General features: G+C 62.1%; 10 protein-coding genes. 2 read left to right on the top strand and 8 right to left on the bottom strand.

Going from position 1 to position 14,132, the window contains the following annotated elements; all coding sequences use genetic code 11:
• Positions 1–2: 2 nt before the first annotated feature.
• Complete coding sequence (locus ACZ889_RS02005; protein ID WP_476257149.1) at positions 3–4,763, bottom strand: hypothetical protein; 4,761 nt, start codon at positions 4,761–4,763, stop codon at positions 3–5.
• A 179-nt stretch (positions 4,764–4,942) separates the two neighbouring features.
• Between ACZ889_RS02005 and ACZ889_RS02000 the strand changes: the two genes are divergently transcribed.
• Together ACZ889_RS02000 and ACZ889_RS01995 are read left to right on the top strand one after the other, a co-directional pair.
• Complete coding sequence (locus tag ACZ889_RS02000) at positions 4,943–5,362, top strand: phasin family protein (RefSeq protein ID WP_014592667.1); 420 nt, start codon at positions 4,943–4,945, stop codon at positions 5,360–5,362.
• A gap of 10 nt (positions 5,363–5,372) precedes the next feature.
• Positions 5,373–6,164, top strand: a complete 792-nt coding sequence (locus ACZ889_RS01995; RefSeq protein WP_180689150.1) for a phasin family protein — start codon at positions 5,373–5,375, stop codon at positions 6,162–6,164.
• Between the two features lie 111 nt (positions 6,165–6,275).
• Here the strand turns inward: ACZ889_RS01995 and ACZ889_RS01990 are convergent, their stop codons facing one another.
• The 7 genes from ACZ889_RS01990 to hslV form a co-directional block, all read right to left on the bottom strand.
• Positions 6,276–6,890 carry a TetR/AcrR family transcriptional regulator gene (locus ACZ889_RS01990; RefSeq protein ID WP_010955569.1) on the bottom strand — a complete coding sequence of 205 codons (615 nt, stop codon included), beginning with the start codon at positions 6,888–6,890 and terminating at the stop codon, positions 6,276–6,278.
• 12 nt (positions 6,891–6,902) lie between these two features.
• A complete protein-coding gene (gene phaC / locus ACZ889_RS01985) occupies positions 6,903–8,585 on the bottom strand; it encodes a class II poly(R)-hydroxyalkanoic acid synthase (RefSeq protein ID WP_004576726.1) in 1,683 nt (560 codons plus the stop codon).
• 49 nt (positions 8,586–8,634) lie between these two features.
• Positions 8,635–9,486, bottom strand: coding sequence for a poly(3-hydroxyalkanoate) depolymerase (gene phaZ, locus ACZ889_RS01980; RefSeq protein WP_019437383.1), 852 nt, complete (start codon positions 9,484–9,486; stop codon positions 8,635–8,637).
• Positions 9,487–9,548: 62 nt separating this feature from the next.
• A complete protein-coding gene (phaC, locus tag ACZ889_RS01975) occupies positions 9,549–11,228 on the bottom strand; it encodes a class II poly(R)-hydroxyalkanoic acid synthase (RefSeq protein ID WP_004576724.1) in 1,680 nt (559 codons plus the stop codon).
• 268 nt (positions 11,229–11,496) lie between these two features.
• On the bottom strand, positions 11,497–11,874 hold the full coding sequence (locus ACZ889_RS01970) for a gamma-butyrobetaine hydroxylase family protein (RefSeq protein WP_003249306.1): 378 nt from the start codon (positions 11,872–11,874) through the stop codon (positions 11,497–11,499).
• Between the two features lie 166 nt (positions 11,875–12,040).
• Complete coding sequence (gene hslU, locus ACZ889_RS01965) at positions 12,041–13,384, bottom strand: ATP-dependent protease ATPase subunit HslU (protein ID WP_003249308.1); 1,344 nt, start codon at positions 13,382–13,384, stop codon at positions 12,041–12,043.
• A gap of 76 nt (positions 13,385–13,460) precedes the next feature.
• Positions 13,461–13,991, bottom strand: a complete 531-nt coding sequence (gene hslV / locus ACZ889_RS01960) for an ATP-dependent protease subunit HslV (RefSeq protein WP_003249309.1) — start codon at positions 13,989–13,991, stop codon at positions 13,461–13,463.
• Positions 13,992–14,132: the final 141 nt, after the last annotated feature.

The raw sequence follows: 14,132 nt of genomic DNA, 5'->3' as shown, positions 1-14,132 counted from the left end.
GGCTACTGCGGCGCGTCCGCCGGGAAGGGAATGATGCCAATCACCTGCTCCAGGCGCAGATCGCCGCGGTAGATCGCGATGCGCTCCCGTGCGCTTGCGGCTTGCTCGAGCAGGGCCTTGCGGCCCCTTACGCCTGCATCCCAGAATTTGAGGTGGCCCTTGACGAAGTCATGCCCCCTCGCTTCGAGGTTGGGATAGTGAAAATGTGCCTCCCACAGTACCCGCTGTGGCGCTTGCACATCGCGAATCTCGTAGACGTCGAGGTAATCATTGGCGTGACGTAGCTGCCGGCGAATCACGGTCTGCCTGATCCGAATCCGCTTCTGCTCAGCCAGGAAGCGAAGGGCCTTGCCGTCGGGATGGCGGGTGTTCAGATACGCGTCGGTGAGCAGCCGAAGCCTTTCGTGATGGACGCGGTCTACCGCTGCCCGAAGGAGATCGACCAAGCTGGCATCCAGTGGATTGTTCAGCTCGGTCAGTTGCTGCTGCACGTCGCGCATGTCACCTGCTGGCCATTCCAGAAAGTCGGCCAGGCTGTTGGGCTCATCGGCATAGTGCGCGGCGAAGGCAATTTTCCCATCCACCTCTGCCAGCAGGCGGCTTGCTCGCTGGCGCAGCTGTGCCCGGTCGTGCTGGGCCGGCCGCGCTTGCTCAGGCACGGCATGCCACACCCCGTCGCGTTGCGCAAAACTGCCTGCAGGCTCCTGGTTGAATGCACTGCGCTGGATGGCCCGATTGCCCATTTGGTCGATTTCCACCAGCAGCGGTCGACCTCGGTCAACACGGATGACCCGGCGCCTGATCGTTGCGGGGCGATGGTAGGGCGCTGGCGAGGGGGGACTGATGCCGCTGTCGAGGTTGGTCAGGGTCGCGCTCAGTTGCTGCTCCGTGATCTGGGTAATGCTGGACAGTTCGCGTATGTATTCGTCCAGCACGTCAGCGACCAGCGCAGGCGAGTCCAGTGTCCTCATGTATTGGGCGCGATCCAGCACGGTACGGTATTTCTGAAGGATATCCTCAAGCAGTTCGGCTTTGACCTGGGCCGTCTCTTCGGTCGCGGCCAGCCCGTCGTGGCTCCAAACCGTTCGGCTGAATTCGATGCCGCTGAGCGGCGCGCGCATCGCAAGCAAATGCTCGGCCGTGTCCGCAGAGAGCCGGGTCTTGTCCACGGCGAGGTAGGCCAGGTCACTGAGCAACTGGGCCCGAATGACCAGTGTCGAATACGTCCTGCGTCGAATGGTCTGGGCGAGTTTCGTGGCTTTATTGGCAAAATCGATCTTGGGGTCCTGCAGTGCTTGCGCCAGGGTCCGGTCCAGTCGCTGGCTGACGACAAGCAGGCGGCGGCTGGCCTGGCTAGAATCGCGGACCCGTTCGCGATAATCGAGGTATTGCTGTATCTGCTCGGCAGTCTCTGGAACGCGGGGCAGCCCGATGGACTGTGCGCTCAGCGCCTGGTGGTCGACCTGCTCCAGCAAGCGGCGGCACAGCAGCATGTCGTTTTCGATGGCTGCACCGTACCAATTGCCGTATCGGCGTCGGTTCGGGGCTCGGGTGTCGAATTTGCTGAACCGAGGTTCGGCCATCTCCTTGAATACTTCGATATTCCCGTGCAGCAGCGTGCTCTGCCGTTCCAGGTACAGCGCGGATGCCCTGATTTCCGGTAAGTGGCGTAGGCGCTGGGCTTTGAGTGCCTGCATCTGAAGCTGCAAGGCTGGCGGCGGTGTAGCGCGCTCATGTGCAGGTAATGCATCGATAGCAAGGCTGTATTCCAGCGCGAGGTCGTCATAAGCCTGCAGTTGTACTTGGCTGCGTTCCATCAGTGGTGCCATCTGATTCAGCGCGTGTTGGTTAGCCGTGGCGGTTGCGCTCAACGTGTCGAACCGCTGGCGGTTTTCCGCGTTGATGGATTGCCTGTTCCTTGGCATGCCGCCAAAGAGGGTCAGATTCAAAGTCCATTGGCCATGCCAGCGCGTCAACCAGGGGCCTTTTTGGCGTTCACGACCAACGATATGGTAGCCGTCCGGGGCACCATCCCAATGGGACACCCATTCGCTGCTGCTCGGCTCTGGGCCGATGATCTGCATGCCGTTCCAGGTCTCGATGACCTCATAGACGTCATCGCCCAGCTTGACGTAGTAACGGCCGGCGATATTGAACAACCCACGCAAACGGCCCCTTGTCAGTGGCGCGTGCCCTTCGAGTGGCTGCGAGGCTTGCAGTTGGGCCAGTGACTGGCGTTCCTGTACCGACAGGTTGCTCAGGCGCTGTTCGTCATGCCAGCTTTCTACACGCACGCGCGTGGGCTGCGGCGCCTCGACGGGGGCCTGCCACGGTTTCTCCTGTGGCTGCTCGAACGCTGGGGGCGGGGATTCTTCCTTCGGTGCAGGGCCTGAAAAACGCAACGTAACGGCCGCTTCGCTGTTGGCAGGTGGCGTTGCGGGGCGGTGGGCAAGGAGCAAGGCCAGGTTGGTGAGCAGGTCTATGGCGGCGACGATCTTATCGTCACCGCTGCGCTTGATCAGCGCTTCCACGTCTTCCTTGGCCGCCGACAGCGCCACGACCAGCCACACCAGGGTGGTCACCGGGCCATGCCAAAGCTGGGTGACGGTATTGAAGATCGCCCAGGCAGCCTCCTTCACCAAAGCCCGCACTTCCTGGGCATTGGAAACGCTGTTGCTGGCCGAGGCCAATAACATGGTCTCGATGCGGGCGTTGAACAGGTGAGTGTCCAGATCATCCGTCCAGGCCTGGAACGAGGCCTGAACCGGGCGTCTTAGGCGTTGCAAAAGACCGTCCAGCAGCTCGACCGGCACATTGAGCAGGTGCGTCAGCGCGGTAATGTTCGGGTGCAGGTGCGGGTGCTTGAACCCGTCGTTCTGGTAAATCGGACGCGCGTCATCGTCGAGCCAGGCCAATACGCTCTCTTGCAGTTCGCCCCTGCTGCGGATTGCGTCCATCAGCAATTCGAGGGTCGGAAATTCCTGCAACGTTCTGTCGGCATAGAAGGGGCGGTACAAGACCCAGCTGCCGCTTGCCGGTATTTCGATGATGAACATCCCGTGCGCCACATCGCTTGCCGAAGCGCCAGGCGCGCAAAGGAACGCCAGGGGGGCGACGCGCAGAAGGTCCGCGCGATTGTCCATGCCCTGGCAGAAGCTGAGCATTGCCTGGCTTGCCGTTTCGCCAAGCTGTCGCTCGATCTTGGCCTTCAGGGTGCTGAACCGAAGGGCGTAACGCCACTCCCTGGCATGTTGCCTGATTCGTTCGGACCTGCGCGGTTCGGTTCTGACTTGATCTTGCAGGTAAGTGGGGTAGTGACCGCCGATATCGACCTGATGAATCAGCGCCCTGATCTGCTCGATGCTTAGCCAGTCCTTCACGGGCGAGCCATCCTCGAAACTGAGCCCGGTCATCACCTCGCCAGCCTCAAGGCGCAGGCGGGAGATCGCCAGGTCGGTCAGGGGCACCGCGTGCAAGAACAGTGACTGCCCTTGTGTGCCGGCGCCGATGATGGCCTGGGAAATGCGGATGTGCACCTTGTTCGGGTCGAGTACCGCCTTGTCTGGGTAGCGGGTCTGCAGGGTCTCACGCAAGCGGCGAGCGGCGTAATCACGGATATCTTCGACATCGCCCAGCGATGTGCAGCCCTTCGACCGACCTTGGTTCGCCGCCAGATCGAGCAGTGCAGTGTGATAGGCGTAGCGGTCCTCAGCGCTGGCATTGAGCAGCCATCGCGGTGGGCTGACAGCGGGTGCAGTTCGTTCCTGCGAAGGCAGGTCGAAGAAGTAAGCTGACGGGTCGCTCACCTGGCGCAGTTGTCGCTCCAGCTCGTCGACGGTTGCCAGGCCACCAAGACGCAGGCGTCCGATGTCGTCAAGGATATCGTTCAGCAGCTGCCTGGCCTGGAAGGCGAAAGGGCGTCCGATCACCGGTGTGTGCGCCCAAGACAACGCTTCGAAGCGATAGCGTTGCGCTAGCTGCCGTTGCAGCGCGGTGGCAAAGCTGGGCAGGTCGACATGGCGGTGAACCGAACCGCAGGGTTTGCATTGCAGAACCAGGTTGCGGGTGCCACTTGTGGTAATGAGCAACAGATCCGGTAGGGTGACGGTGCGTGCCTCGCCATCGGTTCCGAGCGTGACTTGTATCGCCTCGACAGCCAGGCTGTCGAACACCCCGTCGAGCAGGGCGTACATTGCAGCTTTTTCATCATCTGCCAGGCCTTGGCCAGGGAGGTTCTCGAGCAATGCGGCCTTGATGGTGTGTTCCAGCCAGAGCATGCGCGAGACTTGGCTGTCTTCGTCGAGCCCGTTCCAGAAGCCGATCTGGGCTTGCTGAAAGGCGGGTATCAACGCACCAAGCACTGTATCGAAGTCATCGTTGAGCTTCGTCAGGTCCGGGATGATTTCGGGTTGGCGGAGGTTGTCCGGGCCTTGCTCCTGAATTTGAAACACATGGGGCGGGCTGATGCTCAGCCTGTCTGCGGCGCCCAGTTGCATACGTTCCTTGGCCAGAAAATGCCTGAGAAGCTCGTCCACCAGCCCGCTCTGACGTGAGAGATCACCCGTGCTGGCCGGTGCATGCAGGATGACGAAAGGATCGAGCGATGTGATGTGAGGGTGGTTGCGGTGCACCCATGGATACCGGTCGCTGAAAGTCTGGAATGCTTCTTTTGATAAAACGTCCCGCAGGTTGGGCCGTTTGGAAAAACAGGCTGCCACGCGTTGCTTGAACGTCAGCCTGGGTGGGTTTGCTACAGCAGTCATGGCGTCGATGTCCGTGAGGTGAAGCCTGCGACGCTAGCGCTATGGTCAACGGGGCTTGCGGTATATAGATGCGACAACGACGACCTTAGGGTGAGGTTTCTAATTTTCTTCCCTACCTTATGCTCAAGCCCAGCCTCCATGGGCGGTTTTCCACCACTCATGAGCATGAGGTACACAGCATGGCCAAAGTGATTGTGAAGAAAAAAGACGAAGCCCTGGGCACGCTTGGCGAGGTGCGCGGCTATGCGCGCAAGATCTGGCTGGCCGGTATCGGCGCCTACGCCCGCGTCGGTCAGGAAGGCTCTGACTACTTCAAAGAGCTGGTCAGGGCGGGTGAAGGTGTCGAGACGCGCGGCAAGAAGCGCATCGACAAAGAGCTCGATGCCGCCAACCACCAGCTTGACGAAGTCGGTGAAGAAGTGAGCCGCGTACGCGGCAAGGTAGAAATTCAACTCGACAAGATCGAAAAAGCTTTCGACGCACGGGTCGGTCGCGCCTTGAATCGCTTGGGTATTCCGTCTAAACATGACGTTGAGGCGTTGTCGATCAAGCTTGAACAGTTGCATGAGCTGCTTGAGCGCGTCGCGCACAAACCATAAGGAGAGCAGGATGGCTGGCAAGAAGAACACCGAAAAAGAAGGCAGCTCCTGGGTCGGCGGGATCGAGAAATACTCCCGCAAGATCTGGCTGGCGGGGCTGGGTATCTATTCGAAGATCGACCAGGACGGCCCGAAGCTGTTCGACTCGCTGGTGAAGGATGGCGAGAAGGCCGAGAAGCAGGCGAAAAAGACGGCTGAAGATGTTGCCGAGACTGCCAAGTCTTCGACCACTTCGCGGGTGTCGGGCGTGAAGGACCGTGCGCTGGGCAAGTGGAGCGAACTTGAAGAAGCCTTCGACAAGCGCCTTAACAGCGCCATCTCGCGCCTTGGTGTGCCGAGCCGCAACGAGATCAAGGCACTGCACCAGCAGGTGGACAGCCTGACCAAGCAGATCGAGAAGCTGACCGGTGCTTCGGTTACGCCGATTTCGTCGCGCACTGCAGCAACCAAGCCGGCTGCGAGCAAGGCTGCGGCCAAGCCACTGGCCAAGGCAGCAGCCAAGCCTGCAGCGAAAACGGCGGCGGCCAAACCTGCTGGCAAAACCGCAGCGGCCAAACCCGCAGCCAAAACCGCAGCGGAAAAACCTGCAGCCAAGCCCGCGGCAGCCAAGCCTGCGGCGAAGCCGGCAGCGGCCAAAAAACCTGCGGTGAAGAAGGCTCCGGCCAAACCGGCAGCCGCCAAGCCAGCCGCCCCAGCGGCCAGCGCTGCGCCTGCTGCGACCGCGGCACCTGCACCTGCACCTGCCGCCACTCCGGCCAGCAGCACGTCATCGGCACCAACCGGCACCGGTACCCTGATCTGATACCACGTCGCCTTCTTCGCGGGTAAACCCGCTCCCACAAGATGCGCCAAACCTTGTAGGAGCGGGTTTACCCGCGAATGCGTCGGCTGCAACACTACATCTCCAGCAGGCCTACCCCTCCAGGTACTTCACTGCCAGCTGCTCTGCCGCCGCCCGGGCCTGGGCCTGTAGATGCGGGGCCACCAGCATCATCACCTGATACACCACGATCCCCACATCCCCCTCGCGCCCCAGCACACGCTGGTAATCCAGCGAGAACATCAGCGTCAGTGTGATCTGCTCAACCAGTTGCCCCAGCGCCTGGGTATCACTCTCCACCAGCCCTTGGCTCTTGAGGCTTGCCAACAGCGCCGCCAGCGTGCGTTTGATTGCATTGATCAGGCTGCGCATGCCTCGGGCGAGCTTGGGCAGGCGCCCGGTCAGGTTGGACAGGTCCTGGAACAGGAAGCGGTACTGAGCCATGCGCTCGACGATCAAGTGCAGAAACAGCCAGTAATCCTCTGCGTCCAGCCGCACCTCCAGCGGTGGGTCCAGCAACGGCATCAACGCTTCTTCAAAACGCTCGAACAAGCCCAGTACCAAGGGCTCCTTGCCATGGAAGTGGTAGTACAGGTTGCCTGGGCTGATGCCGAGTTCGTTGGCAATTTCCAGGGTGGATACGTTGGGTTCGCCCTGCTGGTTGAACAACTGCAGGGCGCATTCAAGGATACGGTCGCGGGTTTTCATCCAGTCAGCAGCTCATCGGGTCAGCACGTAGGTGCCTGGCGCGGGGCCTAGCGGTGGGTAAGTGGCGTTGCCCAGTTCAGTGCGCGGCGCCTTGAGCAGGCCGGAGCGTGCGGTGATCCACTCCAGCCACAACGGCCACCAGCTGCCTTCACTGCGCTTGGCGTCATGGAACCAGGCGCGTGGGTCGCTGCTCAGCTTGGGGTTGGCCAGGTAGTAGGCCTTGGGGTTGCCTGGCGGGTTGATGATGCTCTGGATATGCCCGCTGTTGGCCAGCACGAAGCGCCGCTCGCCACCCAGCAGCAAGGCCGAGCGGTACACCGCGTCCCATGGCGTGATGTGGTCGTTGCTGCCGGCCACGGTAAAGCTGTCGATATTGACCTGCTGCAGGTCGATTGGCGTACCGCACACCTCCAGCCCGGACGCGTAGGTCAAGGGGTTGAGCTTGAAAAACTCCAGCAGGTCGCCATGCAGCGCGGCGGGCAGGCGCGTGCTGTCGGCATTCCAGTACAGGATGTCGAACGCCGGCGGTGTCTTGCCGAGCAGGTAGTTGTTGACCCAGTAGTTCCAGATCAGGTCGTTGGGCCGCATCCAGGCGAAGATCCGCGCCACTTCGCCACCGTCCAGCACGCCGCGCTGATAAGAGCGGCGCTTGGCCGCTTCGATGGTCTGTTCATCGGCGAACAGGCTGGCCGGGCTTTCGAACTTGCTGTCCAGCAAGCTGACCAGATAGGTGGCACTGCGTACCCGGCGCAATTGCTGCTTGGCTTGCAGGTGGCCTTGCAGTGCGGCCATGGTCAGGCCGCCGGCACAGGCGCCCATCAGGTTGGGGTCGCGGTTGCCGCTGATACTGCGGCAGGCATTGAGCGCTTCCTCCAGGGCTTGCACGTAGCTGGAAAGGCCCCATTCACGGTGGCGTGGGTCGGGGTTGCGCCAGCTGACCATGAACACCTGCAAGCCGCTTTTGAGCATGTACTGGACAAAGCTGTTGGTAGCGCTGAGGTCGAAGATGTAGAACTTGTTGATCTGAGGCGGCACGACCAGCAGTGGGCGTGCGTGCTGCTTTTCGCTCATCGGCGAGTACTGGATCAGCTCCAGCAGCTCGTTGCGAAATACCACTGCGCCAGGGGTCGCAGCCAGGTTGGCGCCTACTTCGAAGGCGCGCTCGTCCACCTGACGCGGCAGCCCATCGTTGTGACGCAGGTCGTCGAGCAGGTGGGCCACGCCGCGTACCAGGCTCTGGCCGCCGGTGTTGAACAGCTCCTTGACCGCCAGCGGATTGAGCAGCGAGTTGCTGGGCGCCAGCGCATCGTTGATCAGGTTGAACAGGAAGTGGGCGCGGGCTCGATCATCGTCGTTCAAGTGGCTTTCATCGATCCACTGGCGTGTCTGCTTCTGCCAGGCGAGATAGGCCTGCAGGCCGCGGCGATAGAACGGGTTCTGGCTCCAGGTCGGGTCACTGAAGCGTGCGTCACGCGGGTTCGGCTGGTAGGGCGTGTCCCCCAGCATCACCCGCCCCAACTGCCCGCCAAGCGCCAGCAGATGATGCGCGGTATGCAGCGGGTGGCGCAGGCCGTGGCGGCCGACGTTGCGCAGCGTGGAAAGCAGGTCGCGGCCGCGCAGGCCGAGGATGGCGTTCTGCACGTTCATGCGGGTGGCGGGGAGCGTTGTCGATCCTTTGGCCGGTTTGTCTTTCATGGCAACACTCCCTCGTCTGATCCATTTCCCCTGTCAGGCCGCAGCTGTTTCACCCCCCCGAGGCCGGACGGGGATGCATGACCGCACGCTGACGTTCTTCCTGCAGGAACTTCATGATGATCGGGGCGACGGCTTCGGCACGGGTGATCAGGAACAGATGGCCGTCGTCGATAATGTGTAGCTGGGCATTGGGAATCCGCCAGGCCAGCAGGCGCATGTTGATCAGCGGGATCAACGGGTCGTCGTCACCGGCCAGTACCAGGGTGGGCTGCTGGATCTTGTGCAGCCAGTGGATGCTGGTCCAGCCGAGCCCTGCGAACAGCTGCCAGTAGTAGCCCAGCTTGCCGCCGGAGCGCACTTTGGCAGCATGGTGCATGGCCAGGTCGGGGTCACGTCGGAAGCCGCCGCCATAGATCATCGGTGCAATGCGGATGACATGCGATGGCTGCACGTAACGCCGGGGGCTGGCCATCATCCACAGCACCTTGGGCTTGCCTGGCACCATTACCGCGCCAGCAGCGGTGGCGGCCAGCACCAGCTTCTTGCAGCGCTCGGGGTAATCGTGAGCAAACTGCTGGGCCAGGGCGCCGCCCCAGGACACGCCGATGACGTTGACCTGGCCGTAGTCGAGGTAGTCGAGCATCCGCGCGGTCAGCTTGGCCAGCCCAGGGAAGCGGTACGGGTTGCGTGGCGTAGACGAGCCGCCGACCCCGGGCACATCGAAGGCGATGACTTCCAGGTCCGGGTCAAGTGCATCGATGAACGGGAACACCAGCTCGAGGTTGGCGCCGATGCCGTTGAAGATCAGCAACGGCGTCAAGTGCGGCTTGCCGGGGCGAACAGCGGTGCGGATGGACTGGTGGTCCAGCTCGACGGTCCTGAAAATATAGGGTTGCGGCATGCACGTGACTCTTGGGTGAAGTAAACACCGTGGCGCCCCGCAGGCCGCCACGGCGCTGTAACTCAACGCTCGTGAACGTAGGTGCCTGGGGAGGCTTCGCCGGCCGCGTAGGCACGGTTGCCCAGGCGGGTCGGTGCCTTTTTCAGCGCGCCGGCACGCTCGCCCAGCCAACTTTGCCAGTGCAACCACCAGGAGTCTGCATGCTTGGTGGCGTTTTCCTGCCAGGCCACCGGGTCCCCCGGGCGGTCGGCACCGGTCATGAAGCGTGCCTTCGGGTTGCCCGGCGGGTTGAGGATGCTCTGGATATGCCCGCTGTTGGACAGTACGAATTCGATCTTGCCACCGAACAGATGTGCCGAGCGGTAGCATGACGGCCATGGGGTGATGTGGTCGTTGGTGCCGGCGAGGCTGTAGATGTCGCATTTGACCTGTTTCAGGTCGATCGCGGTGCCGCACACTTCCAGGGCATCGGGGCGGGTCAGCGGGTTGCTCTTGAACATTTCGATCAGGTCGCCGTGGAAGGCGGCCGGCAGGCGCGTGGTGTCGTTGTTCCAGAACAGGATGTCGAACACGGGGGGCTCATTGCCCAGCAGGTAGTTGTTAACCCAGTAATTCCAGATCAGGTCGTTGGGGCGCATCCAGGCGAACACCTTGGCCATTTCGCTGCCTTCCAGCACGCCCGCCTGATAAGAGTGGCGCTTGGCGGCCTCCAAGGTCTGCTCGTCGACAAACAATGCAACCTGGTTGTCCATGGTGGTGTCCAGCACGCTGACCAGCAGGGTCAGGGCGTTGACCTTGTTCTCGCCAATGGCGGCATAGTGGCCGACCAGAGCGGTACAGGTGATGCCGCCGGAGCAGGCGCCGAGCATGTTCAAGTCCTTGCTGCCGGTAATCGCCAGCACCGCGTCGACGGCTTCTTTCAGCGCATCGATGTAGGTGGACAGGCCCCACTCGCGCTGGGCCTTGGTCGGGTTGCGCCAGCTGATGATGAAGGTCTGCTGCTGCGAGCGCAGGCAGAAGCGCGCCAGGCTCTTTTCCGGGCTGAGGTCGAACACGTAGAACTTGTTGATCTGCGGTGGCACCACCAGCAGCGGGCGGGCGTGCACCTGTTCGGTGATGGGGCTGTACTGGATCAGTTCCAGCACATCGTTGCGGTACACCACCGCGCCTTCGCTGGTGCCCAGGTTCTTGCCCACTTCGAAGGCATCCATGTTCACCTGGCTTGGCATGCCGCCGTTATTGACCATGTCCTTGGCCAGGTTGGACAGGCCATCGAGCAGGCTCTTGCCGCCGGTTTCGAAGAAGCGTTTGACCGCAGCCGGGTTGGACAGGGTATTGGTCGGCGCCATGGCCTCGGTCATCAGGTTGATGACGAACTGGCCGCGGCTGATGTCCTGGGGGGACAGGTCGCTGCTGCTCACCCAGTCCTGCAGCTCCTTGCGCCAGGCCAGGTAGGTTTGCAGGTAGCGGCGGTACAGCGGGTTGTTGCTCCAGGCCGGGTCATTGAAGCGACGGTCGTCGCTGTCCGGGGCCAGGCTGGATTTGCCCAGCAACACGTTCTTCAGCTCCAGGCCAAAGTGAGCCACATGCTTGGCGCTGTGCAGCGGTTGGCGCACGGCCTGGCGCAGCACGGTGCGTGCCGAGCTCAACAGGTCCTTGCGGCGGATGCCGATGACCGGGTTCAGCCCCAGGGTGTTTTCCGAGGCCTGCCGCTGCAGCTCATCGTTGTTCTTGTTACTCATCTACGACGCTCCGTTGTCCTGAGACGAGTACCGGTTGCTGTGGCGGGTGCACAGCCCTGAGCCCGGTACTGCTACTCGGGTGACCAGTGATAAGGAACAGCGGTGCTGCGTGGGTTCTGCCGACCTGCAAAGTGATGCAGGGAACTTGCCACACCCATTGGTTACCCGACTTTCGTGTAATGCGCAAGACAGCCCTTCACTGGGCTGTCTGCAAGTCATTCAAACAGATGAATTTAGAAAATGCGCTCTAAACCCCTCAGGCCTTGCGCTAGAGCATGAGCTTGACCACAGATTCGGCTGGGTCGCGGGATTTGCCGGCCTTGTGCAACTCGTCGAGGTATTCCGCCCACAGTTGTTCCTGGCGCAGGCACAGTTGCTCAAGGTATTCCCAGGTGAACAAGCCGCTGTCATGGCCGTCGTCGAAGGTCAGTTTCAGTGCATATTGGCCGGCAGGTTCCAGGCCACTGAGGCCGACGTTGATCTTGCCGAACTGCAGGATGGGGTTGCCGTGGCCCTGGACCTCGGCGGAGGGAGAGTGCACGCGCAGGAACTCGGCGGGCAGGTGGTAGACCTCGCCGGGCGCGTAGGTGAGGCTGAGGGTTTTGGAGGCTTTGTGCAGGTTGATGGCGGTAGGCAGGCGGGCCATGGGCAGAATCTCTCGGGAGCTGATGAAGCACAGCTTCCAGCTTATGGGGGAGGGATTCAAGGGCCTCTTCGCGGGCAAGCCCGCCCCTGCACGGATCACCACAGGCCCAAGGGATGGGGTGACATGTGCAGGAGCGGGCTTGCCCGCGAAACTGTCGAAACCGGTCTTACAGGATGTAACGCGACAGGTCTTCGTTCTGTGCCAGCTCACCCAGGTGGCTGTTCACATACGCCGCGTCGATCTGGATCGGCGCTTCGTCATGGGTGCTGGCCAGGTCGCCCGCACTGAACGACACTTCTTCGAGCAAGCGCTCGAGCAGGGTGTGCAGGCGGCGGGCACCGATGTTTTCGGTCTTCTCGTTGACCTGGTAGGCAATCTCGGCCAGGCGCTTGATGCCGTCGGCGAGGAACTCGATGTTCAGGCCTTCGGTCTTCAGCAATGCCTGGTACTGCTCGGTCAGCGACGCGTGCGGCTCCTGCAGGATGCGCTCGAAGTCTTCCGGGGTCAGTGCCTTCAGCTCGACACGAATCGGCAGGCGGCCTTGCAGCTCGGGCACCAGGTCGCTCGGCTTGCTCAGGTGGAATGCACCCGAGGCAATGAACAGAATGTGGTCGGTCTTGACCATGCCCAGCTTGGTGTTGACGGTGCAGCCTTCGATCAGCGGCAGCAGATCGCGCTGCACGCCTTCACGGGACACATCGGCGCCGCCAACGTTGCCGCGCTTGGCAACCTTGTCGATTTCGTCGATGAACACGATGCCGTGCTGTTCGACCGCTTCCAGGGCCTTGGCCTTGAGTTCTTCCTCGTTGACCAGGCGGCTCGCTTCTTCATCGCGAACCATCTTCAGCGCTTCTTTCACCTTCAGCTTGCGCGCTTTGCGCTTGCCCTTGCCCATGTTGGCAAACAGGCTTTGCAGCTGGTTGGTCATTTCTTCCATGCCGGGCGGCGCAGCAATTTCGACACCTACGGCATCGGCCACTTCAATCTCGATTTCCTTGTCGTCCAGCTGGCCTTCGCGCAGGCGCTTGCGGAACAGCTGGCGGGTGTTGGAGTCGCTGCTGGTCTGTGCGGCTTCTTCGCTGAAGCTGGTGACGCGTGCCTGGGGCAGCAGGGCGTCGAGGATGCGGTCTTCGGCGGCGTCTTCGGCGCGGTGGCGCACGCGGATGATTTCCTGCTCGCGCAGCATCTTCAGCGCGGCATCGGCCAGGTCACGGATGATCGATTCGACGTCGCGGCCCACGTAGCCCACTTCGGTGAACTTGGTGGCTTCGACCTTGAGGAACGGCGCGTTGGCCAGTTTGGCCAGCCGGCGGGCGATTTCGGTCTTGCCGACGCCGGTAGGGCCGATCATCAGGATGTTCTTGGGGGTGACTTCGGCACGCAGCTCGGCAGGGAGCTGCATGCGCCGCCAGCGGTTGCGCAGGGCAATGGCCACGGCGCGCTTGGCGTCGTCCTGGCCGATGATGTGGCGGTTGAGTTCGTGGACGATCTCGCGGGGGGTCATGGACATGATCAATACGGTCCTTGGGCAGGTGAGTCAGCGTGGAAAAGCCCCTTCACCGGGAAGGGGCGCCAGAACAGCTGAATCAGTCGGCCAGGTCCTGCTCCTCGATGGTCAGGTTGTGGTTGGTGAACACGCAGATGTCGCCGGCGATGTTCAGGGCGGTCTCGGCGATTTCGCGGGCCGAGAGGTCGGTCTTGTTCAGCAGGGCACGGGCTGCGGCCTGGGCATAGGCGCCGCCGGAACCCATGGCGATCAGGCCATCTTCGGGTTCGACCACGTCACCGTTGCCGGTGATGATCAGGGATGCATCCTTGTTGGCCACGGCCAGCATGGCTTCCAGGCGGCTCAGGGAGCGGTCGGTACGCCATTCCTTGGCCAGCTCGACGGCGGCGCGTACCAGGTGACCCTGGTGTTTCTCCAGCTGACCTTCAAAGCGCTCGAACAGGGTGAAGGCGTCGGCAGTGGCGCCGGCGAAGCCCGCGATGACCTGGCCGTGGTACAGGCGGCGCACCTTCTTGGCGTTGCCTTTCATCACGGTGTTGCCAAGGGATACCTGGCCGTCGCCGCCCATGACGACTTTGCCGTTACGGCGGACAGAAACGATTGTGGTCAAGGGGAGAGTCTCCACGCAGCGGGGCGAAAGTGCCTGATGCAGACTCATATGGGGGTGGGGGGAAGGATTTCAACCGGGGGGGATGAATGGTTGGTGCAGGCTAAAGGTTGCAGGTGGTCAATGTGTGAGCGGCCTTGCGTC

This window comes from Pseudomonas sp. TE3895 (genome assembly GCF_056278855.1).
Note: the sequence above shows the minus strand (reverse complement) of the source record. Positions and strands in the feature narration are given on the sequence as shown.